This window comes from Xanthomonas fragariae, from assembly GCF_900183975.1.
Taxonomy (GTDB): Bacteria; Pseudomonadota; Gammaproteobacteria; order Xanthomonadales; family Xanthomonadaceae; genus Xanthomonas; species Xanthomonas fragariae.
Map to the genome: position 1 here is coordinate 2,651,844 of NZ_LT853882.1, position 22,340 is coordinate 2,674,183.

The 22,340-nt window shown below is 62.6% G+C and carries 20 protein-coding genes and 2 pseudogenes; 9 read left to right on the plus strand and 13 right to left on the minus strand.

Going from position 1 to position 22,340, the window contains the following annotated elements; translation table 11 throughout:
- Positions 1-23 precede the first annotated feature (23 nt).
- Positions 24-3,013, plus strand: a pseudogene (locus PD885_RS12275) (PAS domain S-box protein); the annotation flags it as partial.
- A 260-nt stretch (positions 3,014-3,273) separates the two neighbouring features.
- Here PD885_RS12275 and PD885_RS12280 read toward each other — a convergent pair.
- Together PD885_RS12280 and PD885_RS12285 are read right to left on the minus strand one after the other, a co-directional pair.
- Positions 3,274-5,637, minus strand: coding sequence for a Tex family protein (locus PD885_RS12280; RefSeq protein ID WP_088056914.1), 2,364 nt, complete (start codon positions 5,635-5,637; stop codon positions 3,274-3,276).
- A 103-nt stretch (positions 5,638-5,740) separates the two neighbouring features.
- Positions 5,741-5,968, minus strand: coding sequence for a hypothetical protein (locus PD885_RS12285; RefSeq protein WP_002802261.1), 228 nt, complete (start codon positions 5,966-5,968; stop codon positions 5,741-5,743).
- A 183-nt stretch (positions 5,969-6,151) separates the two neighbouring features.
- On the opposite strand from PD885_RS12285, the pseudogene PD885_RS12290 reads away from it, so the two are divergent.
- A pseudogene (locus PD885_RS12290) lies at positions 6,152-6,757 on the plus strand (FAD-dependent oxidoreductase).
- On the opposite strand, the gene PD885_RS12295 reads toward PD885_RS12290, so the two are convergent.
- The 8 genes from PD885_RS12295 to ppsR form a co-directional block, all read right to left on the minus strand.
- Positions 6,715-7,230: a hypothetical protein gene (locus PD885_RS12295; protein ID WP_087946392.1), complete on the minus strand. Its 516-nt coding sequence runs from the start codon at positions 7,228-7,230 to the stop codon at positions 6,715-6,717. The pseudogene PD885_RS12290 and the gene PD885_RS12295 sit on opposite strands and share 43 nt — an antisense overlap.
- A complete protein-coding gene (locus tag PD885_RS12300) occupies positions 7,200-7,397 on the minus strand; it encodes a PspC domain-containing protein (protein ID WP_002802265.1) in 198 nt (65 codons plus the stop codon). Before PD885_RS12300 ends, PD885_RS12295 begins: the two co-directional genes overlap by 31 nt.
- 115 nt (positions 7,398-7,512) lie before the next feature.
- A complete protein-coding gene (locus PD885_RS12305; RefSeq protein WP_002802266.1) occupies positions 7,513-8,589 on the minus strand; it encodes a class III poly(R)-hydroxyalkanoic acid synthase subunit PhaC in 1,077 nt (358 codons plus the stop codon).
- Positions 8,586-9,761, minus strand: a complete 1,176-nt coding sequence (gene phaE, locus PD885_RS12310; RefSeq protein WP_002802267.1) for a class III poly(R)-hydroxyalkanoic acid synthase subunit PhaE — start codon at positions 9,759-9,761, stop codon at positions 8,586-8,588. Before phaE ends, PD885_RS12305 begins: the two co-directional genes overlap by 4 nt.
- A gap of 55 nt (positions 9,762-9,816) precedes the next feature.
- Positions 9,817-10,431, minus strand: a complete 615-nt coding sequence (locus PD885_RS12315) for a CDP-alcohol phosphatidyltransferase family protein (protein WP_002802269.1) — start codon at positions 10,429-10,431, stop codon at positions 9,817-9,819.
- Positions 10,432-10,500: 69 nt separating this feature from the next.
- Positions 10,501-10,989 carry an NUDIX hydrolase gene (locus PD885_RS12320; protein WP_002802272.1) on the minus strand — a complete coding sequence of 163 codons (489 nt, stop codon included), beginning with the start codon at positions 10,987-10,989 and terminating at the stop codon, positions 10,501-10,503.
- A gap of 72 nt (positions 10,990-11,061) precedes the next feature.
- Entirely contained in the window at positions 11,062-11,571 is a 510-nt protein-coding gene (locus tag PD885_RS12325; protein ID WP_002802273.1) for a DUF1249 domain-containing protein, read from the minus strand.
- 209 nt (positions 11,572-11,780) lie between these two features.
- Positions 11,781-12,602: a posphoenolpyruvate synthetase regulatory kinase/phosphorylase PpsR gene (ppsR, locus tag PD885_RS12330; RefSeq protein WP_002802275.1), complete on the minus strand. Its 822-nt coding sequence runs from the start codon at positions 12,600-12,602 to the stop codon at positions 11,781-11,783.
- A gap of 143 nt (positions 12,603-12,745) precedes the next feature.
- Here ppsR and ppsA point away from each other — a divergent pair, with 143 nt between their 5' ends.
- Complete coding sequence (ppsA, locus tag PD885_RS12335; protein ID WP_002802276.1) at positions 12,746-15,124, plus strand: phosphoenolpyruvate synthase; 2,379 nt, start codon at positions 12,746-12,748, stop codon at positions 15,122-15,124.
- A 4-nt stretch (positions 15,125-15,128) separates the two neighbouring features.
- Positions 15,129-16,088 (plus strand): mechanosensitive ion channel family protein, encoded by a 960-nt coding sequence (locus PD885_RS12340; protein ID WP_002802277.1) that lies wholly within the window; start codon positions 15,129-15,131, stop codon positions 16,086-16,088.
- Between the two features lie 185 nt (positions 16,089-16,273).
- On the opposite strand, the gene orn is transcribed toward PD885_RS12340, so the two are convergent.
- The 3 genes from orn to mntR form a co-directional block, all read right to left on the minus strand.
- Positions 16,274-16,858, minus strand: a complete 585-nt coding sequence (gene orn, locus PD885_RS12345) for an oligoribonuclease (RefSeq protein WP_040761962.1) — start codon at positions 16,856-16,858, stop codon at positions 16,274-16,276.
- A 70-nt stretch (positions 16,859-16,928) separates the two neighbouring features.
- Positions 16,929-17,384 (minus strand): tRNA adenosine(34) deaminase TadA, encoded by a 456-nt coding sequence (gene tadA / locus PD885_RS12350; protein ID WP_108772783.1) that lies wholly within the window; start codon positions 17,382-17,384, stop codon positions 16,929-16,931.
- 56 nt (positions 17,385-17,440) lie between these two features.
- A complete protein-coding gene (gene mntR / locus PD885_RS12355) occupies positions 17,441-17,908 on the minus strand; it encodes a manganese-binding transcriptional regulator MntR (protein ID WP_002802282.1) in 468 nt (155 codons plus the stop codon).
- A gap of 145 nt (positions 17,909-18,053) precedes the next feature.
- On the opposite strand from mntR, the gene PD885_RS12360 reads away from it, so the two are divergent.
- The 5 genes from PD885_RS12360 (at position 18,054) to PD885_RS12380 (ending at position 22,337) form a co-directional block, all read left to right on the plus strand.
- A complete protein-coding gene (locus tag PD885_RS12360; RefSeq protein ID WP_002802284.1) occupies positions 18,054-19,388 on the plus strand; it encodes an Nramp family divalent metal transporter in 1,335 nt (444 codons plus the stop codon).
- 167 nt (positions 19,389-19,555) lie between these two features.
- Positions 19,556-20,380: an alpha/beta fold hydrolase gene (locus PD885_RS12365; protein WP_002802285.1), complete on the plus strand. Its 825-nt coding sequence runs from the start codon at positions 19,556-19,558 to the stop codon at positions 20,378-20,380.
- 167 nt (positions 20,381-20,547) lie between these two features.
- The gene (locus PD885_RS12370; protein ID WP_088057129.1) at positions 20,548-21,882 is read left to right on the plus strand and encodes an IS5 family transposase; all 1,335 of its coding nucleotides are present in this window, start codon (positions 20,548-20,550) and stop codon (positions 21,880-21,882) included.
- Positions 21,864-22,097 carry a hypothetical protein gene (locus tag PD885_RS12375; protein WP_002802293.1) on the plus strand — a complete coding sequence of 78 codons (234 nt, stop codon included), beginning with the start codon at positions 21,864-21,866 and terminating at the stop codon, positions 22,095-22,097. The genes PD885_RS12370 and PD885_RS12375 overlap by 19 nt, the downstream gene beginning before the upstream one ends.
- Positions 22,098-22,337 carry a hypothetical protein gene (locus tag PD885_RS12380; RefSeq protein WP_002802294.1) on the plus strand — a complete coding sequence of 80 codons (240 nt, stop codon included), beginning with the start codon at positions 22,098-22,100 and terminating at the stop codon, positions 22,335-22,337.
- Positions 22,338-22,340: the final 3 nt, after the last annotated feature.

Genomic DNA, 22,340 nt, shown 5'->3' on the forward strand with positions numbered 1-22,340 from the left:
CGATTGTGGTGCATGGGTTCGACGTCACCGAGCAACGCCGTGGCGAGATTCGCGACAGCTTCCTGTTGACGCTGGAAGACGCGCTGCAGCACGTCTCCGATCCGCGGCAGATCATCGACACCAGCGTGCGCTTGCTTGGCGAACATCTGCGGGCCAATCGCTGTGCGTTTGGTCTGGCAGGTGCCGATGGCCGGACCATGCATGTGGTCAGCGACCACGTGCAGGACATGCCGAGCCTGCAAGGCAATTTCCCGCTGGAAGTGGCGCAAGGGCTACGTGATGCGCTGCTGGACAACCGCCCCTGGTTCACCACCGACGCCATGGCACCGGGTGCGCCGGATTATGTAGTGGAGCAATATCGCCGCTCCGGCCTGCGGGCATCGCTAGTCATTCCATTGCACAAGCACGGACGCCTGGTTGCGGCGATCGGCGTGCATCAGCGCGCACCGCGGCCTTGGTTGTCGACCGAGATCGAGCTGGTGCGATTGGTGGCGGCGCGCTGTTGGGAATCGATGCAACGGGCCAAGGCGCAGCAGCAACTGGCCGCCAACGAAGCGCGCCTGCGTGGCCTTGCAGACACGCTGCCGCAGATCATCTTCATTGCCGGCCCGGATGGACAGCCGCACTACTTCAATCAGCGGTGGTACGAATACACCGGGCTGGATCCTGCCAACAACGACGCTGCCGCTTGGCAGCAGGCGCACACCGCCGATGGTCTGCGCTTGTCCGCGCAGGCGTGGACACTGGCGTTGAGCGGCGAGCGCGCCTACGAAGTCGAATGCGAACTGCACCGTCACGACGGCCACTCGCGCTGGCACCTGGCGCGCGCCCTGCCCGTGCGCGGTGACAATGGCAGCATCAGCGAATGGATCGGCACGTATACCGACATCCATGATCGGCGCGCGTTCGAGCAACAATTGCGCGAGAGCGAAGTGCGCTTCCGTGCGCTGTGCGAGACCGTGCCGGCAATGATCTGGATGGCTGACGCGCAAGGTGATTGCGTGTACTGGAATCCGCGCTGGTACAACTTCACTGGCCAGGGCGAAGACCAGGCCCTGGATCAGGGCTGGTGGGATGTGATGCATCCCGACGATGCCGCACGCGTACGACATGCCTTCGAGCAAGCGTTGGAGCAACGCGGCGAATTCCTGGCCGAATATCGCGTGCGTCGCCACGACGGGCGATACCGCTGGTGCATCGACACCGCCTCGCCGCATTTCGCCAGCGACGGGCGTTTTCTCGGCCATATCGGCTCGCTGACCGACATTTCCGAACGCAAGCACATCGAAGATGCCACCGCATCCGATCGCGCGATCTTAAGCTTGATCACCACCGGCGCAGCGTTGCCGGTGGTGCTGGATGCCATCGCATTGAGCGTGGAGGCGCGTGGCGAAATTGCGTTGTACTGCTCGGTGATGGTGCTGGACGAAGTAAGCCACACCTTGAGCTTCGGTTCGGCACCGCACTTTCCGATCGATTATCGCGGGCAGTTCCAAGAGGTGCCGATCGGCGCAGACGGGCCACCCTGCGCGCGCTCAGCCTTTATCGGCTGCCAGGTCATCTGCCAGGACATCCAGGCCGACTCGAATTTCAGCCGGCATCACGCGATCTTGGCCGCGATGGGCATCGTGGCATGTTGCGTGACCCCGATCCTGGCCAGCAATGGCCAGGTGCTGGGCACGTTGAATATCTATTATGACTGCCCTCACCTGCCCTCGCTGCGCGAGCGGGCGATGGCACGCTCGGCATCGCATCTGGCAGGCATCGTCATCGAACGCACGCGCGTGGATGCCAAGCTCAAATTATCGCTGCATGCCGAAACCGCTGCGCGTGGTCAGGCCGAGCATGCCAGCCGGGTCAAGGACGAGTTTCTGGCCACGCTCAGCCACGAATTGCGGACGCCGCTCAACGCCATCCTGGGGTGGTCACGACTGATGCAGTCCGAGGTTTTCGAGCCGGCCAATCTGGCCAGGGGTCTGGTCATCATCGAGCGTAGTGCGCGCGCTCAGACACAGATCATCGACGACTTGCTGGACATGAGCGCGATTTTATCGGGCAAGATCCGCCTGCAAGCCGAGCATTTCGACATCGCCGGGCTGGCGCGCAGCACGGTGGAATTGATGCAACCGACTGCACTGGCAAGCGAGATCTCGCTGGAACTAGATGCACTTGGCGAAGGCGAATTGTGGTTCTTCGGCGATGCCGGACGCTTGCAGCAAGTGCTGACCAATTTGCTCAGCAACGCGCTCAAATTCACCGCTGCTGGCGGGACGGTACGGGTGACACTGGACATCGAGGACGAGCGCTTGCGCTTCTGCGTGCAGGACACCGGCATTGGCATTGCACCGGACTTCCTGCCGCATGTGTTCGACCGTTTTCGCCAGGCCGATGCCGGCACCACGCGGCGCGTCGGCGGGCTGGGGCTGGGCTTGTCGATCTCGCGCCAGTTGGTCGATCTGCATGGCGGCAGCCTAGGTGCGTCCAGCGCTGGCGAAGGCCGGGGATCGATATTTACTGTCGTGCTGCCCTTCCAGCACGGCGTCAGCGATCTGCCCCCGGCTTCGGCAGACACCACCAAGTGGATCGGTTGCCGGCCGACTGCGATGGGCGCCTGGACGGCGTGCGCTTGTTGCTGGTCGACGACGATCAGGATTCGCGCGAAGCGGTCATGCATTTCCTGATGCTTGCTGGCGCGCAGGTGCAGGCAGCCAGCTCGGTGGACGCGGCCGAACAGTACCTGGCCGCCGCGCCATTCGATGTCCTGCTCAGCGATATCGCCATGCCGCTCCGCGATGGCTATGACCTGATTCGCGCCGTGCGTTCGGGCCGTGCCGACCTGCCGCGGCACATCCCGGCCATCGCGCTCACCGCCTATGTGCGCGAAGAAGACCGCGACCGCGCCGTGGTAGCCGGCTTCGATGCGCATATGGGCAAGCCGGTGGAGCCGCCCGGCCTGGTCGATCTGATCGAACGTTTGATATTGCCAACGCGCGCGCGACGGGACGAGGCGTGACGCTGCCCTGGCGCGGCTCACAAAGCGACCTCGCTTATTGTCAGGTGGAGCACTGACGGTGCCCGACCGTCTCACGTGTCACTCGACTATTTCGGTGCTGAGCGAGCAGTCATTACGCAAATGCGTGCGCGGGACGGAAGTCGCAGCGATTGGCTCGCATACACAGGATTTCTTGCACAAGCGCACTGTCCAGCCCGGTAGCCGTCGCCACACCTAACTGCGTCGCAAGCTGCCCCGGCCAATCACCGGGGCAGCATGACTCAGGTGCGTTTGGCGCGTGCGAACGCAGCGGCGAGCGCGTTGTCGGCCGGGGGAGCAGTAGTCCGCGGTTTGGTGCTGCCCTGCGCCGGACCACGTCCGCCACCCTCGCGACGGCCCTGCCCCGGGCCACCGTTGCCGCGTGTCTCGCGCGATGGGGAGGCACCATCGGCCGGTGGTGGCGTGTCGGACAGCCGGCATGTCAGTGCGATGCGCTTGCGCGCCACATCCACTTCCAGCACCTTGACCTTGACGATATCGCCGGCCTTGACCACGTCGCGCGGATCTTTGACGAAGGTGTCCGAGAGCGCGGAGATGTGCACCAGGCCATCCTGGTGCACGCCGATATCGACGAAGGCGCCGAACGCTGCGACGTTGCTGACCACGCCTTCGAGCACCATGCCGGGCTTGAGGTGCTTGATATCTTCGATGCCTTCGGCAAACTGCGCCGCCTTGAACTCGGGACGCGGATCGCGGCCGGGTTTTTCCAGTTCCTTGAGGATGTCGCACACCGTCGGCACACCGAACTGTTCGTCGGTGAACAGCTCCGGCTTCAGGCCCCGCAAAAAACTGCCGTCGCCCAGCAGTGCCTTGATCGGCTTGCCGGTCGCGCCAACGATGCGCTCGACCACAGGGTAAGCTTCCGGGTGCACCGCCGACACGTCCAGCGGCTCGTCGCCATCGGCAATGCGCAGAAAACCGGCACATTGTTCAAAGGTTTTGTCGCCTAACCGCGGCACTTCAAGCAGGTCCTTGCGGCGCTTGAACGGGCCGTTGTTGTCGCGATGACGCACGATGTTTTCCGCCACCGTGCTCGACAGCCCCGATACGCGCGACAGCAATGCCGCCGAGGCGGTATTGACGTACACCCCGACTGCATTGACGCAGTCTTCCACGCGCGCTTCCAGCGCCTTGGCCAAGCGGTACTGATCCACGTCGTGCTGGTACTGGCCCACGCCGATAGCCTTGGGCTCGATCTTGACCAACTCGGCCAAAGGGTCCTGCAGACGACGTGCGATCGACACGGCGCCACGCAGCGACACGTCCAGATTGGGGAATTCCTTGGCCGCGACCTCGGACGCCGAATACACCGACGCGCCAGCTTCGCTGACCACGATCTTCTGCAGCTTGGTCGCACCGCATAGCGCAATTGCCTCACCGGCGAGCTTGTCGGTCTCGCGGCTGGCAGTGCCGTTGCCGATCGCAATCAGCTCCACGTTGTGCTGCAGGCACAGCTTCTTGATCGTCTGAAGCGACTGCTCCCACTGCCGCTTGGGCTCATGCGGATAAATCGTCTCGGTCGCCACCAGCTTGCCGGTGGCATCGACCACCGCGATCTTGCAGCCGGTGCGGATACCCGGGTCCAGCCCGAGCACCACGCGTGGGCCGGCCGGTGCGGCCAGCATCAGGTCCTTGAGGTTGTCACCAAACACCGCGATCGCCCCGGCCTCGGCCTTTTCACGCGCCTGGTTGAACAGGTCCAGTTGCAGATGCATCTGCAGCTTGGCGCGCCAGGTCAGACGGCACGCCTCCAGTAACCAGTGGTCAGCGGGACGGCCTTCATTGGAAATGCCGGCGCTGCGTGCCACGCGCCCTTCGGCGTACTGGTGGCCGGCTTCGGCATCGCTGCCCGGGTCAAGGTCCAGATACAGAAATTCCTCGCGGCGGGCACGAAACAACGCCAGCAACCGGTGCGACGGAATCTTGGCCAACGATTCGGCATGGTCGAAGTAATCGCGGTACTTGGCACCGGCCTCTTCTTTGCCCTCGGCAACGCGCGCGCGAATGATGCCGTTATCATCGAGCCAGCTGCGCAGCTCGCCAACCAGCGCGGCGTCTTCGCCCCAGCGCTCCATCAGGATTGCGCGCGCGCCTTCCAGTGCCGCCTTGATGTCGGTGACGCCCTTCTCGGCATCGATGAACGCAGCGGCGGCCGCTTCCGGTGCCTGACTCGGATCAGAGAGCAGACCATCGGCCAACGGCTCCAGCCCAGCTTCGCGCGCAATCTGGGCACGAGTACGGCGCTTGAGCTTGTACGGCAGGTACAGATCTTCCAAGCGCGACTTGGTATCGGCAGCGGCGATCTCGTTGCGCAATTGGTCGTTGAGTTTGCCTTGCTCGCCAATGCTGGACAGGATCGCCGCGCGGCGCTCTTCCAGCTCGCGAAGATAGGTCAGCCGCGTTTCCAGGTTGCGAAGTTGGGTATCGTCCAGGCCGCCGGTGACTTCCTTGCGGTAGCGGGCGATGAATGGAACGCTGGCGCCTTCGTCCAGAAGGCTGATGGCGGCGCGCGCCTGGGCGGGCTGGGCACCGATCTCGTCGGCGATGGTGCGAGCAATCTGCTGGGCAAGCTGGCTATCGTGCATGACGGTGCGGCCGGAACCGCTTCACTGAAAAAACCCATTTTCGCAGTGCAAGCCCGCCGCGGAAACCCGTTGACAGGACCGTCGTAAACCTATGCCGCCGCGATCAGCTGACGCGACGGGCGTAATGGGTGGCTGCGCGCTCGACCAGGATGCTTTCCTGCAGCGACTCCAGCGCCATTACGCGGATCTTGCCGACATTCTTCACCGGCACCATGCGCTCGACATACACCTCCGGGCCAGCATCGGTCATCGCACGCGACTTGCTTAATCCATAAGGCATCACGCCCCTGTCGCCATCTTTGCTGCCACCGACGTACAGGACAATCGACATGCCACACCTCCTGTTACTGCATTGGTGGCGCCAGGATAACGAGCGCGCCGTGAGGAGCTTTCCACACAGGTTAACGCCGGCTGTTTGCGGTTTGGTGACGGTGGCAAGGCCGGGCTCGCCTCATGGCCGCTTCACCCCGCTTCGCCGGCAAATTGCGGACCGCCTGCTCTCTTACGACGCCGCATGGACCTTAAAAGCGGCTACCCGTTCTGGTCGATCCGCAACGGATTGATGCGCACCTACCCGTGCCTTGAGCAAGACGTTCAATGCGAGGTCGCCATCGTCGGTGACGGAGTCACCGCCGCGCTGATCGCGCATGAACTGTTGTGCCACGCCGCGAGGTTGTGGTGATCGAGCAACGCGACATCGGTTGGAGCAGAACCTCGGCCAGCACAGCCTTACTGCAGTACGAAATCGACACGCCGATGATCGAGCTGGCCAGGCAACGCGGCATGCCGCATGCCGGCTCCGCGCTGGCATATGGTGCGTGCGCGCAAGCAATCCTCGACGCGCAAATCCTGTGCAATACCCTCGGCCGCCACGACTTCAAATGCCGGGTGCGAGCCTGCGCCCGGCATTTGAAGTCGTGGCGGCGCCTTCGCAGAAACCGCTGAAGGGCTGCCGTTCTTCGGCCCGCCTCCTGAGCGAGGCCGACGCGTGTCGTTTGCGATGGCCTAATGTGGCAATGGCATCACCTACAGCGCGATTGGCGCCGGGCTATTGCGCGCGCAACTGGATGGCACGCCTCACCCGCTGTCCGAGTTGTTCGGCTTTTCGCGATTGCGTTGAAAGCCCCACGGCCACCAACCGTAGCCGTGCATCGCATACATATCCGCAGCCCGCTCCAACGGGTTGCGCACATGGATGCCGCCGCACAAGAAATACACCGGTAAAAACAGCGGGCCTAGAAGCATATATTGGTAGACATGCGCACGCTCGTGATCGCCTAAGCGCACCGGCGGATGCTGACAGCGGCCGGCGGCATGCGCGTAGGTGCTGCACTGCAAGTCGAGCGAGCGACCTTTCAACACAATCACATTGCCCAACGTCATTGCCCCACCCGGCCCCCATGGCCATGCATGGAAGACCAGTGCGCGTTCGCGGCTGGACCAGCGCGGCCGAGCGCCGAAACAACTGCCGATCGCACCGATCACAAGCCCAAGCACGGTATTGGGCAGCGTCCACAACGCGCCCAATGCCTGCAACGCAACCAGCTTGCGCTGTGCGGCGCTCAGTCGGCCTGGTTGGGGAGCAGCAGCCACAGAATCACATAGACCAGGATGCCGGGAAACGCGGCCGAGGCGATCGAGACGATCACGAAAAACACGCGCAGCAGCGTGGAACTCCAGCCGAGACGGCGTGCGATGCCACCGACGACGCCAGCGATCATGCGGTCGTTTAGGGAACGGGACAGTGTGGTGGTGGACACGGCAAGGCTCCTGCAAACGTAGCCGACAGTTTAAAAAGCCCGACGACAGCACATCGTGATGGCTGCGGCGGCTTTCTAAGCGTAGCGGCAGGCACGGTTCCGCATGCCGACAGCATCAGGTGGTGCCGTCACGCTCCTGCAACCAGCGATGGATGGCCACCGGCACTTCGCGCTGGGCACGTCCGGAGACGTAGATGCCGATATGCCCGCCGCGAAAACTCAGCTCGCTGTAATCGTCGCTGCCGACCAGACTGCGCAGTGCGCGCGAGGCATCCGGCGGCACCAGATGATCGTGTTCGGCGTAGATATTCAACACCGGCATGTCGACTGCCTGCAGATCCACCGCCTGCCCGCCAATGCTCACTTGGCCGGTGACCAGCCCATTGCGCTGATAGAACAACGTGACGAACTCGCGGAAGGCCTCGCCAGCCAGATCGGGCGAATCGAAGATCCACTTTTCCATACGCAGGAAATCTTCCAGCGCCTGCTTGTCGTCGAGGATGTCGAGCAGGCTCACGTACTTTTGCAGATTGAGCCGGAACGGCTTGAGCATCAGGTAACTGGCGTTCATCAGATCCGCCGGCACGTTGCCCATCGTATCGACGAACAGATCCACATCGACCATGCGCGCCCAATTGGACAGCATGTTGTCGGGAGTGTGGAAATCCACCGGCGTGACCATGGTGATCAGATTGCGCACCTTGGACCGCTGCAACGCGGCGTAGCACAACGAGAACGTGCCGCCCTGGCAGATGCCGAGCAGATCGACCGCATCCAGCCCCGACTTCGCGCGTAAGTGATCTACCGCGCCATCGATATAGCGCAGCAGATAATCTTCGAGGGTGAGGTAACGCTCAGAGCGATCTGGATAGCCCCAATCCAGCACGTAAACGTCCTGGCCGTGACTGAGCAGGCCCTTGACCAGCGAGCGATCGACCTGCAGATCGACCATGTACGGGCGATTGACCAGCGCGTAGACGATCAACAACGGCGTCTTCGCCACCGGCGCTTGCTCGCCGACAAAGCGATACAGCACCACCTTGCCATCGCGCCAGACTTCTTCGCGCTCGGTGGCGCCATAATCCACATCCTCAACGTCAGGCAGCAGCTTGAGCCCCTCGCGCAGTTTGCGCTGCATCGACAAGGTTTCCTGCATCAGGTCTTCGGCGCTGAATCCCAACGGGCCTTTCATGCCTGCGCTCCACTTGGCTTGCGTGTGGTCGGCTTGCCGGCGAGCTTGCCAGTGGATGGCTTGGATACGGTCTTTGAATCGGTGGTCTTGTTAGCCGGAGGCTTTTTAGCTGCAGTCTTTTTCGCTGCGGTTTTTTTGACGGCGCTGGTTGCAGTTGCTGGCTTGGGCGCAGCACTCGCCTTGGATGTCGCCGCAGGGTTGTCCGTGGCCGGCGCAACCGGATCGGCAGTCGACGCTGCCGCAGGTTTGCTTGCGGGGCTTGCCGCCGTACGCAGCATGCGCTGCACCAAACGCTCCAGCTCGGCAATACGGCGATGGGCAGCATCCATTTCCGAACGCGTCGGCATTCCGAAGCGTTCGCTGAGTTCTTCGACTTCCTCTTGCAGCGCAGCGCGCATGCGCATATGCGCGTTGGCGAAGCCGCCGTACACTTGGCGAAACTGGTCCGACAACGCAACGTCGGCATAGGATTCTTCGGCCGCCTCGATCCATAAATCGAACAAGGCGCGCGCGCTGGTCAACTGGGTGCCGCTGCTCTCGTGCTCGCTCAGCTTGGACGCAAAGCGCGTGAACGCCTGCTCGACGGCGGCCTTGAGTTGCTTGCCATAGGCTTGCGACTGCGCCTGATAGTCCTGCTGCGCGCGTGCCAGTTTCTGCAGGCGGGCCTGACGATTACGGTTCAAACCGAACGCCGGCATGTCCAACCACGACGCATTTTCCTGCCGCCATTTTTCCCAAGTCAGCGCCGCTTCCTGCAGCCACGGGTCGAAGCCGCCCTGGCTGCCACCGCGCAACGAACCAAGCGTCCATTGCATCAATTGCTCGCCCTGCCCTTGCACGGCCTTCCGCCACGCATCGGAGACTTCGTTGGCAGAGGTGTCGCGCCCGGCAAATTGCGCGGCCACCTGTTGCATGGTGCCGAACCAACCACCGGCCTGATTGCGGAAGCGGTCAATCGCCTCCTGCGCCTGCGGTGCGGCCTGCGTCGGCAACAACTGCGACCACCAATCTACCGCCTTGCGCCAGTCTTGCGGTGCGTCGCTACCAGGAGCCGGTGACGGCCGCGCACTGGAGCCGGCCTGGCCGTGGCGCATGGCATCTGCCCAGGCACTCCAATACTGGCACGCCTTGTCCTCGAAGTTGCCGTTGTCCGAACCGCTACCTGCCATCATCCCTTCCCATGACTGTCCACCCAGCCATCCTACCGCGTGTGTCCCGGCACACCGGTCAGGGTTTGGGGATCCGCAGCGTCTTGCTGATCATCAGCGAGCCCGACACCGCAAACAGCAGCACCAGCGGGTGGAACTGCCACGGCCCGAGTTGCCACTGGCCCCACCACAGGGTGTCGCCGATATGGCCACTGCTGGCGGCGACCGCGAGCAAAATCACCAACAGCAGGCTGGTGGGAATCGGGGTGCCTTCGAAGTACGGCACCTTGTCGGCCTCGCCGGCGATCCCTTCGGCAGTGACGTTGTAACGCGCCAACCGGCTTACGCCGCAGCAGACAAAATAGCTCAGCACCAGCCAATCCCAGCCACCGCGCATGCCGCAGGCATAGCCCAGCGAGGCCGGCGCCACCCCGAACGAAATCACGTCGGCCAGCGAATTCAGCTCGCGGCCCAGGGTTGAGGACGCTTTGCGCCAGCGCGCCACGTGCCCGTCCAGCGCATCGAACACGAACGCCAGCGGAATCAGCGCCATGCCCAGCAACAGATCGCCACGATGGCCTTCCTGCACAAACCGCATCACCGCGAAGATCACCCCGGTGCCGCAGAAGGCATTGGCCAACGTGAACCAGTCCGCGAGTTGGAAATCGCGCAACATCGAGAAATGGCGTTTCATGCGGAGCCTGAGGTGAGCAGGGCGCAAAGGGTAACGCGCGCGCTATGCAGGCGACCGTTCTGATATCGCTTAGATCCGCGAATATGTCCACGACTGCATGCGCCCATCGCGATATGGCATGACGCCATGGAACGGACGCGGGTCGCCGTCGAACACCAACGGCAGGAAGTTCCGGTCGCCTTCCCACATGGGCACCTGGTCCATCTGGTCGATGGCCACCCATTCCAGTGTGCCCTCCGGGTTCGAGGTCTGCGGCGTGCCTTCGAAGCTGCCGATCAGGAACACAAAGCCCAGCCAGTCCTCGCCGTGCTTGCCGAAGCCCGGCCAGCTGATGGTCCCGCGCAATTGCATTTCACCGCACTCGACGCCGGCTTCTTCGCGAATCTCGCGGCGCATGCCGGCTAGCACGTCTTCGTCCGGTTCCACCTTGCCGCCGAGCCCGTTGTACTTGCCCAGGTGTTGATCGCCGGGACGGGCAGTGCGATGGATCATCAACACCTGCGTGCCGTCCGGCGATAACAGGTAGCCAAGCGTGGCGACAATGGGGGTATAGGGCATGGCATGCGATCTGGCACGCGGAGCGCATCAGTATGATCGGTGCCGCGCATCGGACGCGACAGCAACCCACGCTCAGTCAACGGCGGCCTGCAAGCTGGGACGCGGCGGCGCGACGTAATCCGTATCTAGACGCAAGGTAGCGACGCCATGGCCACGCTCGGCCAGGTACTCCAACCACTTGCTCAGGAACGTATTCATGCGCATACGGTGGCTGATCAGTTCGGCTGGCGGCGGGAACAGGCCCATAACGTCCTGCCAGCGGCGGCCGACATAGCAATGCGTGGTTTCGGCCTGGCGTGCGTCGCGGTACAAGCGCACATAGGCCGACGGATCCGGTTCGCCGGTCACCGGGTCGCACAGGTCGTAGGTCAGTCGCAGCTCCACCGTGTAGCGGTGGCACTCGATCACGTCCAACCGCAGATTCAAGCCATCGCCGATCGAGGAGGTGTAAGAACCAGGTGCGAGATCGGCCGGTGCGAACAGCCGGGTCAGATGCTGGAAATTTTCTGCATACAAGCCCATCAGCCAGCCGAACCGGCTCAGCTTGGGAATGCGTTCGAGTTTGCTCAGTGCTTGCGCCATGACCGATCCTACACGCTGCGCTGCCGCACGGGCAGCATTGACGAAGGCCCAACAGCAGGCCTATCTTGACGGAGCGCTGTCCCGCCCGCTTCGTTTTCCCCGAGCCGCCCACGGCAATCATAAGCAGCTGTTCCACGCATCCGGTAGATGCACGCACCACTCGCGCGTCCCACCTCCCGAATCCCGAACTTCGAATCCCCAATCCCAACTTAGAACATCTCGCGCTGCAGCCCCAACGTCGACAACACCTTACTGGAGATTTCCTCGATCGAGGTATTGGTGGTGCTAAGCGACGGAATGCGCTCCATCTGGAACATGCGCTCGGCGATCGCCACTTCGCGCCGACAGGTCTCTGCCGCGCTGTAACGGGAGTTCGCACGTCGCTCCTGTCGAATTTGTTGCAGGCGCTCCGGATCGATGGTCAGGCCGAACAACTTGCTGCGGTAGTCGCGCAACCGCAGCGGCAGATTCTCGTTTTCCAGGTCTTCTTCGGTCAACGGGTAATTTGCGGCGCGAATGCCGTAATGCAAGGCCAGATAGATGCAGGTCGGCGTCTTGCCTGCGCGCGACACCGCCACCAGGATCACATCCGCCTCGTCGTAGTTGAGTGCGATGCCATCGTCGTGGCTCAACGCGAAGTTCATCGCATTGATACGGCGGTGGTAAGTCTCGAAATCCACCAGGCCATGCGCACGCCCCACGCGCGAATGTCGCGGTGCGTTGAGTTCGCGTTCCAGCGGCTCGATGAAGGGCGCGAACACATCCAGCATCAGCGCGCCGCTCTCGGCCAGGATCATGCTCAGTTGTGGATCGACGCAGGAATTGACCACCACCGGGCGCACTTGGTACCTCTCGCCCGCAGCGCGCACCCGCATCGCAGCCTCGCGCGCTTTTTCTGCATCGTCGATGAACGACATGCGGTCGGTGACGAAATTGAATCCACTGAACTGTGTGAGCAGGCTATGCCCAATCGTTTCAGCGGTGATACCGGTTCCATCGGACACGTAAAACACCGGCCGAATCGTTGACATCAAGACCACCTCATTTGAACAGATGCCCAAAACTTACGGGCTCATGCTTGTGCAGGTTCCGCTGTGCACTGCATCATAGCGGCTTCTTCCTACGGACGCGGCCATCCAGCCCGCTCGGGCGATGGCCTCACGGAGCATCGCGCTTGAACGAGAATATCCTGTGGTTGCATGAGCTACGCCTGGTCGATCTGGCCCGCGTAGGCGGTAAAAATTCCTCGCTTGGCGAGATGATTGGCAAGTTGGCCGGGTTGGGCGTTTCGGTTCCCGGTGGATATGCGACCACTGCGGAAGCTTTCAAGGACTTCATCGCGCACAACAGTCTGTCCAAGCGCATCTTCGACAAGCTCGCAACGCTTGACGTCGAAGACGTCAACGCTCTCACCATCGCCGGCAAGGAGATTCGCGGCTGGGTGATCGATGCACCGCTGCAACCAGAATTGGACCGCGACATCCGCACTGCATACGAACAGCTATGCGCGGAAAACGGGGGCGGCGAAGTGGCGGTAGCAGTACGTTCGTCGGCAACCGCTGAAGATCTGCCGGACGCCTCGTTCGCAGGTCAGCAGGAAACCTTCCTCAATGTGACCGGCGCCGACGATGTCGTGCACAAGGTCAAGGAAGTGTTCGCCAGCCTCTACAACGATCGCGCAATTGCGTATCGCGTGCATCACGGCTTCAAGCACGAAGACGTGTTCCTGTCGGCCGGCGTGCAGTTGATGGTGCGCTCGGGGGTTGGAGCCGCCGGCGTGCTGTTTACACTGGACACCGAGTCGGGCTTTCGTGATGTGGTGTTCGTCACCTCGAGCTTCGGTCTGGGCGAAATGGTCGTGCAGGGCGCGGTCAACCCGGACGAGTTCTACGTCTACAAGCCCACGCTCACTGCAGGCAAGCCGGCGATCCTGCGCCGCTCGCTCGGCAGCAAAGCGATCCGCATGGTTTACTCGGATGTGCCCGGCGAGCGCGTGCGCATCGAAGACACACCGGTCGAACTGCGCAGCACCTTCTCGATCAGCGACGAAGACGTGCAGGAGCTTTCCAGGCAGGCGCTGGTGATCGAAAAGCATTACGGCCGCCCGATGGACATCGAGTGGGCGAAAGACGGTGTCAGCGGCAAGCTGTTCATCGTGCAGGCGCGCCCGGAAACGGTGAAATCGCGCAGCCACGCTACCCAGATCGAGCGTTTTTCTCTGGAAGCCAAGGGCGCCAAAATCCTGGTCGAAGGACGCGCGGTGGGTGCCAAGATCGGCAGCGGCGTGGCGCGCGTGGTGCGCTCGCTGGAGGACATGAACCGCGTGCAGGCCGGCGACGTGCTGATCGCCGACATGACCGACCCCGATTGGGAGCCGGTGATGAAACGCGCTTCGGCAATCGTCACCAACCGTGGCGGCCGTACCTGCCACGCGGCGATCATCGCGCGTGAGCTCGGCGTGCCGGCCGTGGTCGGTTCGGGTAACGCCACCGATGTGCTCAGCGACGGCCAGGAAGTGACGGTGAGCTGTGCCGAAGGCGATACCGGCTTCATCTACGACGGTCTGCTGCCGTTCGAGCGCATCACCACCGATCTGGGTAACATGCCGCCTGCGCCGCTCAAGATCATGATGAATGTGGCCAACCCGGAGCGCGCATTCGACTTCGGTCAACTGCCCAACGCTGGTATTGGTCTGGCGCGCCTGGAAATGATCATTGCCGCGCATATCGGCATCCATCCCAATGCGCTGCTGGAATACGACAAGCAGGACGCCGACGTGCGCAAGAAGATCGACGCCAAGATTGCCGGTTATGGCGATCCGGTGAGCTTCTACGTCAACCGTCTGGCCGAAGGCATCGCCACGCTGACCGCATCGGTGGCGCCGAATACGGTGATCGTGCGCTTGTCGGACTTCAAGTCGAACGAGTACGCCAACCTGATCGGCGGCTCGCGTTACGAACCGCATGAAGAGAACCCGATGATCGGCTTTCGTGGCGCCAGCCGTTATGTCGATCCGTCCTTCACCAAGGCGTTTTCGCTGGAATGCAAGGCGGTGTTGAAGGTGCGCAACGAAATGGGCTTGAACAACCTCTGGGTCATGATTCCGTTCGTGCGGACGCTGGAAGAAGGCCTCAAGGTGATCGAGGTGCTGGAGCAGAACGGGCTCAAGCAAGGCGAGAACGGCCTCAAGATCATCATGATGTGCGAGCTGCCGTCCAACGCATTGCTGGCAGACGAGTTCCTGGAAATCTTCGATGGTTTTTCGATCGGCTCCAACGATCTGACCCAGCTGACGCTGGGCCTGGATCGCGATTCGTCGATCGTGGCGCATCTGTTCGACGAGCGGAATCCGGCGGTCAAAAAACTGCTGTCGATGGCGATCAAGTCGGCGCGTGCCAAGGGCAAGTACGTCGGCATCTGCGGCCAGGGGCCGTCGGATCATCCGGAACTGGCCGAATGGCTGATGCAGGAAGGTATCGAATCACTGTCGTTGAATCCCGACACCGTGGTCGACACCTGGTTGCGTCTGGCCAAGCTCAAGAGCGAAAGCTGATGGCATGATTGGTACAGTGTTGGCGGCGACTGCCGGAGCAGTCGTTGCGAAGCCGGCGGCGGCCAAGGCCGCAGAGCCGGCGTTCAACTGGGCGAACATCCCGTGGGCGCATTACGCCCTCGATTGGGGGCTCGCGCTGCTGATCGTGGTGGCGGGCATGTGGCTCGCCAAGCAACTGAGCCAGTGGTTGCACCGTGCCCTTACCCGCGCCCGCATCGAGATCACGCTGACCAACTTCCTGCGTAACGTGCTGTACGCGTTGTTGCTGGTGTTGGTGTTCGTGAGCGCGTTGATCCAGATCGGCATACCGCCGACCTCGCTGATCGCCGTACTCGGTGCGGCAGGCCTGGCCGTTGGTCTGGCGTTGAAGGATTCGCTATCCAACATTGCCGCAGGCGTGATGCTGATCGTGCTGCGGCCGATGCGCGATGGCGACCATGTCGTGATTGCCGGCCAGGAAGGCATCGTGGACGAGATACGGATCTTCCAGACCCGGCTTCGCTCGTTCGACGAACGCATGATCACACTGCCCAACAGCACGATCACCACCACCCCGATCGTCAATTACAGCACCCTGCCCAACCGGCGCCTGGAAGTGGCCGTGGGCGTGGGCTATGAAGACGATCTGAAAAAAGCCCAGCAGTTGTTGTTGCAGATCGCCAAGGAGAATCCGAACGTTCTAGATTCGCCGGCACCGTTCGTGCAGGTCACCAACCTGGGCGAAAGCACGGTGGATCTGATGTTGTTTGCGTATGCGACCAACGGCAATTTCGGCGCGGCCAAGAGCACTACGCTGGAAAAGATCCGCAATCAGCTGCTGGAGAATGGGCTCAATATTCCTTATCCGCAGCGCGATCTGCATGTGTATCACCACGATGCCGACGGCAAGCCGATGTCGGAGCTGTTGTTGAGAGGCATCACAGACGATGGCGATTTGACCAAGGGACCGTCGCTGGCGCGTTGATGTGCTAATAGCGTCATGGCGAAAAGCAAAAAGGCCACATCGAGTGATGCGGCCTTTTTGTTGAATTTGCTAAAACCGCACGGTGTCTGGCGCGCCGCCCTCAATCGAGCCGCCTGACGCACACGCACTTCGCAACTCAGCGCTCGCGACACGTCAACGGTATTCAGCCAAGCGATGGGTAAGGCTCAGCTGTGCACGTCAGCCTGCGTATCGCCACCCAGCGCACCCATGAACTGCCGGTAGTGGCGCAGCTCGTCGATCGAATCGCGCACATCGCTCAGCGCAGTGTGTGCCGAACTTTTGGCGAAACCGTTGGCCACCGTCGGCGCCCAGCGTCGCGCCAACTCTTTGAGGGTGGAAACGTCCAGGTTGCGGTAGTGGAAGTAGCGCTCCAGGCGCGACATCTGGCGGTGTAGAAAGCGGCGGTCCTGGCAGATCGAGTTGCCGCACATTGGCGAGGCGCCGGCGCGGATCCACTCGCCCAGGAACGTGACCGTCTGCGCCTCGGCTTGAGCGTGGGTGACCCGACTGTCGAGCACGCGCTGCCACAGACCCGAACGGCGATGCTGATTGCGATTCCATTCGTCCATCGCTTCCAGCGTTGCCAGCGGGTGGGCGATGGCCAGTTCCGGTCCCTCGGCAAGCACGTTCAACTGCGCATCGGTCACGATGGTGGCGATCTCGATGATGGAATCGCGATCGGTATCCAGACCAGTCATTTCCAGATCGATCCAGATCAGTCGGTCGTTGCCTGTAAAGGTGTCTGCCATATCGCCGTCCTGTGAAGGGCCGTCGCCGGCCAGATGCTGAAGGGCGCGCATCATACCGCGGCCGCGCCGCTCAGGGCGCGAGTGGCGGCTTGCCACGCTTGGCCCTGAAGTAATTGGTCAGCCGCAGGCTGGCCTCAGCGGCCAGTACGCCGCCGCTGACCTGCACGCGATGGTTGTGGCGCGGGTCGGCCAACAGATCGAACACGCTGCCGCAAGCGCCGGTCTTGGGGTCGCTGGCAGCAAATACCACCCGCGCGATGCGTGCATGGATCATCGCCATGGCGCACATCGCGCACGGCTCCAGGGTGACATATAGCGTGCAGTCGATCAGCCGATGGTTGGCCAAGCGGCGGCCGCCTTCGCGCATGGCCATGATCTCGGCATGTGCGCTGGGATCGTGGCTGGCGATGTTGAAGTTCCAGCCCTCGCCCAGCACGGTGCTATCGGCATCGATCAGCAGGGCACCGACCGGGATCTCATCATAGTCGCGCTCGGCACGTTCGGCCAGTTGCAGGGCATGCTGCATCCATCGCCGGTCGGCCAACGACCGCGCAACATCGGCCGGGGCTTCCAGTTGCGTGCTCACGCGGCGCTGCCGCCCTGGCGACCAAGGAAGGCGGCAAACGCGGCGACGGTCGCTTCACTGACATGATGTTCGATGCCCTCGGCATCGCGGCGCGCGGTGGCCTCGTCAATGCCCAGGGCGAGCAGAAAGCGTTCGACGATCTGATGGCGTTGGCGGCTGGATGCGGCCAGTGCCTCGCCGGCCGGGGTCAGGAACACGCCGCGGTACGGGCGCTGCACCACCCAGCCATCGCGCACCAGCCGCTTGAGCATCTTGGCCACGGTGGGCTGGGCCACGCCCAGACGCGCGGCGATATCGACCTGGCGCGCCTCGCCGCCGTCGGCCAGCAGATCGGAGATCAGCTCCACATAGTCCTCGACCAGCTCGGCGCGGCGCGCTTCGCGCACCTGACGGAAGCTCTCCATATGCGCCTGCGCATCGATCAGGACCGGCGCGACCGCCTCCAGCTTTTCGCTCTTGCCCACACCACGTCCTCGTCATCACGTCCGGCCTCAGTGCCGGGATGGGTAGTTTGAGGCACGCAGCCGATCAAGACGATTGAGATTTCCAATGCTCAATAGAATAGCAATTGCTATATGATCCGCTAAATCCATGCCTGACCCACGCCGTATGTCCGCCGAAACCATTGCTTCCGCGCGTTCGCCAGCTTCCACCAACGGTGGCCTGGGCGATCATCACGCCAGCGTTGTGGTGCCCAAGAGCGGCCATTGGTGGTTCAAATTGCTGACGTTCGTGGGGCCGGGCTACATGGTGTCGGTCGGTTATATGGATCCGGGCAACTGGGCCACCGATCTGGCCGGCGGCTCGCAGTTCGGTTATCTGCTGCTTTCGGTGATTTTGCTGTCCAACGGGATGGCGATCGTCCTGCAGGGCTTGTCGGCGCGGCTGGGCGTCGCCACCGGTATGGATCTGGCGCAGGCCTGCCGCGCACGCTATCCACGCAGCGTGAATCTGGCACTGTGGGGAGTGTGCGAGCTGGCCATCGTCGCCTGCGACCTGGCCGAAGTGATCGGCACCGCGATTGCGCTGAAGCTGTTGTTCGGCATCCCGCTGACCATGGGCGCGATCATCACCGCCGTGGATGTGGTGCTTGTACTGCTGCTGATGAATCGCGGCTTCCGTGCGCTGGAAGCTTTCGTGATGGCCCTGCTGCTGATCATCTTCGTGTGCTTCGGCATCCAGATCGCGCTGGCCGCACCGCCGATTGCGGCGGTGTTGGGGGGCTTCATTCCACGTGCGCAAGTGTTCACAGACCCGCAGGCGCTATATCTGGCGATCGGCATCATCGGTGCGACGGTGATGCCGCATAACCTGTACCTGCATTCGTCGATCGTGCAGACGCGTGCGTATCCGCGTACCGATGTCGGCCGCAAGTCGGCGCTGCGCTGGGCCGTCGCCGACAGCACCGTGGCGTTGATGTTTGCGTTGTTCATCAACGCATCGATCCTGATCCTGGCGGCGGCGGCATTCCATGCGCAGGGCCGTACCGATGTGCAGGAGATCGAGCAGGCGCATGCGTTGCTGGCGCCGATGCTGGGCGCTGGCCTGGCCTCGACCCTGTTTGCGGTCGCCCTGCTCGCCTCCGGTGTCAATTCCACCGTGACCGCCACGCTGGCCGGGCAGATCGTGATGGAAGGCTTTCTGCAACTGCGGTTGCCACCGTGGGTGCGCCGCTTGCTGACCCGCGGCATCGCCATCGTGCCGGTGGTGATCGTGACCTGGCTGTATGGCGAGGCCGGCACTGCACGGCTGTTGGTGCTTAGCCAGGTGGTGCTGTCGATGCAGTTGCCGTTTGCGGTGATTCCGCTGTTGCGTTTTGTGTCCGATCGTCAGTTGATGGGCGCGTTGGTGGCACCGGCGTGGCTGTTGCGCCTCGCCTGGGTGATCGCGGCAGTAATCGTCGGTTTGAATGTGAAGCTGCTGTGGGGTACCGCGTTGCAGTGATACGCGATCTGCGTAGCGCATCCGGCCGACGCCGGACGCCGCCGCTTTCTCATCTCCGGCACGGCAGCCGTGGCAGCGTTGTCGCCCTTAACTTTGCCAGTGCCGTCGCGGCCACGCGCGTACCGCCCAATACACTGCCCCACCCGACCAATAACGGAGTCAACCCGATGTCCAATTTCGTCACCCGCCCCGATGGCGCCAACATTTTTTACAAGGACTGGAGCAAGGGCCAGCCGGTCGTGTTCTCGCACGGTTGGCCGCTCAGCGCCGATGCCTGGGATGTGCAGATGCTGTTCATGGGCCAACACGGCTTCCGCGTGATTGCGCATGACCGCCGCAGCCATGGCCGCTCGTCGCAGACCTGGGACGGCAACGATATGGACACCTATGCCGACGATCTGGCTGCGGTGATCGAGAAACTGGACCTGAAGGACGCGATCCTGGTCGGCCATTCCACCGGTGGAGGTGAAGTGGCGCATTACGTCGGCCGCCACGGCAGCAAGCGGGTGGCCAAGGTGGTGCTGGTCGGGGCGGTACCGCCGCAAATGGTCAAGAGCCCGACCAATCCGGGCGGCCTGCCGCTGAGCGTGTTCGACGGCATTCGCGATGGCGTGGCCAAGGACCGTTCGCAGTTCTATCACGACCTGACCACAGCATTCTTCGGCGCCAATCGTGATGGCAACACCGTGACCCAGGGCATGCGCTATGCGTTCTGGCTGCAGGGCATGCTCGGCGGTCACAAGGGCCAGTACGACTGCATCAAGCAATTCTCCGAAGTCGACTACACCGCCGACTTGAAGAAGATCGATGTGCCGGCACTGGTGGTGCATGGCGATGACGACCAGATCGTGCCGATCGATGCATCGGGCAAGCTGTCGGCCAAGATCATCAAGAACGCCGAACTGAAGATTTATGCCGGTGCGCCGCATGGCCTGACCGTGACCCACGCCGATCAGTTCAACAAGGATCTGCTGGCGTTCGCTAAGGCCTGATCAAGTTGAATGGATGAGAAAAAGGCCGGCTCCTGGGAGTTGGCCTTTTTAGTCGCCCCTGAAAAACCCCAACCACCCAACGACCGCAAGGCCTTGATGTCTGCACCGGCGTGCCAGAACTACCAGTGTTCGCTACGCTGAAGGCTGGTTTCTTGCAATTTGCGCCCATGCGTACACGCCGTCCTGCTGCCGAAGACAGACCCGCCGACGAGTTGTTTCGTTCGCGGCTGGAGAACCAGATCGATCTGCGTCATCCGCTGGCGCGGCTGAGCCAACGGATGCCGTGGACGGCGTTGGAGCAAGCACTTTCATCGCGCTTGCCGGCCACCCAGGCCGGTGGCGGTCGGCCGGCATTGCCGGTGCGGCTGATTGCCGGTTTGTTCTACCTCAAACACGCCTACGACCTGTCCGATGAAGCGGTGTGCGAGCGCTGGCTGGAGAATCCGTACTGGCAGTTCTTCACCGGTGAGGTCGTGTTCCAGACGCGCTTGCCGAGCGATGCCAGCTCGCTGACGCGCTGGCGGCAGCGCCTGGGTGAGGCCGGGATGGAAGAGCTGCTGGCGCACACCATCAACGCCGCGCATGCGATGCAAGCGGTGGACGCACGCGAGTTGTCGCGGGTGATCGTGGACACTACGGTGCAGGAAAAGGCGATCGCCTATCCGACCGACAGCCGTTTGCTGGAGGTGGCACGCAAGAAGCTGGTGTTACTGGCCAAGCGGCACGGCATCGGATTGCGGCAGAGCTACGCGCGGCAAGGCCCGGCCCTGAGCCGCAAGGCAGGTCGGTATGCGCATGCGCGCCAGTTCAAGCGGATGTGGCGCATCCTGCGACGTCAACGCACAGTGCTGGGACGGCTCATGCGCGACATCCAACGCAAACTCGATCAGGTAAACACCGGCGTGCGCGAGCGCATCGCTGTCTGGCTGGAACGTGCGCAACGGCTGTACACGCAGCGTCCGAAGGACAAACAAAAACTCTACGCATTGCATGCCCCGGAAGTGGAATGCATCGGCAAGGGCAAGGCGCGTCAAGCTTACGAATTTGGCGTCAAGGTCGGCATTGCAGTCACCGCCTGCAAGGGATTGGTCGTGGGTGCGCGCAGCTTCCCGGGCAACCCGTACGACGGCGATACCTTGGCCGAGCAGCTGGAGCAGACACGCGTGTTGCTGCAGGATGTGAGCGTAGAACCGACGGTGGCGATCGTGGACCTGGGCGATCGCGGGCGCGAGGTCGATGGCGTGCAGGTCCTGCATCGCGGCAAGGCCAAGACGCTGACGCGACGGCAATGGCGCTGGATCAAGCGACGGCAGGCGGTGGAGCCGGTGATCGGACATCTGAAAGACGACTGCAGGTTGCGTCGCTGCAGGCTGAAAGGTGCCCAAGGCGATGCGCTGCACGTGCTCGGCTGCGCGGCCGGCTACAACCTGCGTTGGCTGCTGCGCTGGATCGTGTTTTTGCGTGCCTGGATGCGGGCGATGGGATGGTCATCCTTTTTCTAGAAAACATCGAGCAGAGACCGCCACGCCAAGCGCAAGTTCCAGATGCATTACAACAGGGCGCGCCGAACGGCCCTGGTAACGGCGACGCGCATCCGCAAGCAGACCAACCACGCCAAGACGATCAAGAGCGTCGACGGATGATCGAGGATGACCGCAATCACCGCAACGACATTCAGCTCCCTGCTCCCGGCGCCGATCTGCCCAACTGGGAATAGGTGCAGGCCAGGGAGAACCCGCAAGCATTCACTACCGGTGACCCTGATCTCGACAAGCTGGCCGCAGCACTGTTCGCCAATGACGAGGCTGCAATTTCACGCGTATCCGCACAGATCGAGCAGTCCCCTCAGGTGCAATCGTTCGAGCAATGGGGGCGCGACCTGGTTGCAGCTCAGCAGCGAGAAGAGCTCCAGCAGCAAGAAATGGCCCGACAGCAGGGCCCTGTAATGAGAATGTGATCA

Bases quoted from the DNA above. Each gene is read 5' to 3' on its own strand.
- PD885_RS12280 (WP_088056914.1), bottom strand. From the start codon at position 5,637: ATGCACGATAGCCAGCTTGCCCAGCAGATTGCTCGCACCATCGCCGAC.
- PD885_RS12285 (WP_002802261.1), bottom strand. From the start codon at position 5,968: ATGTCGATTGTCCTGTACGTCGGTGGCAGCAAAGATGGCGACAGGGGC.
- PD885_RS12305 (WP_002802266.1), bottom strand. From the start codon at position 8,589: ATGAAAGGCCCGTTGGGATTCAGCGCCGAAGACCTGATGCAGGAAACC.
- phaE (WP_002802267.1), bottom strand. From the start codon at position 9,761: ATGATGGCAGGTAGCGGTTCGGACAACGGCAACTTCGAGGACAAGGCG.
- PD885_RS12315 (WP_002802269.1), bottom strand. From the start codon at position 10,431: ATGAAACGCCATTTCTCGATGTTGCGCGATTTCCAACTCGCGGACTGG.
- PD885_RS12320 (WP_002802272.1), bottom strand. From the start codon at position 10,989: ATGCCCTATACCCCCATTGTCGCCACGCTTGGCTACCTGTTATCGCCG.
- PD885_RS12325 (WP_002802273.1), bottom strand. From the start codon at position 11,571: ATGGCGCAAGCACTGAGCAAACTCGAACGCATTCCCAAGCTGAGCCGG.
- ppsR (WP_002802275.1), bottom strand. From the start codon at position 12,602: ATGTCAACGATTCGGCCGGTGTTTTACGTGTCCGATGGAACCGGTATC.
- PD885_RS12340 (WP_002802277.1), top strand. From the start codon at position 15,129: ATGATTGGTACAGTGTTGGCGGCGACTGCCGGAGCAGTCGTTGCGAAG.
- orn (WP_040761962.1), bottom strand. From the start codon at position 16,858: ATGGCAGACACCTTTACAGGCAACGACCGACTGATCTGGATCGATCTG.
- tadA (WP_108772783.1), bottom strand. From the start codon at position 17,384: ATGCAGCATGCCCTGCAACTGGCCGAACGTGCCGAGCGCGACTATGAT.
- PD885_RS12360 (WP_002802284.1), top strand. From the start codon at position 18,054: ATGTCCGCCGAAACCATTGCTTCCGCGCGTTCGCCAGCTTCCACCAAC.
- PD885_RS12365 (WP_002802285.1), top strand. From the start codon at position 19,556: ATGTCCAATTTCGTCACCCGCCCCGATGGCGCCAACATTTTTTACAAG.
- PD885_RS12370 (WP_088057129.1), top strand. From the start codon at position 20,548: ATGCGTACACGCCGTCCTGCTGCCGAAGACAGACCCGCCGACGAGTTG.
- PD885_RS12375 (WP_002802293.1), top strand. From the start codon at position 21,864: ATGGTCATCCTTTTTCTAGAAAACATCGAGCAGAGACCGCCACGCCAA.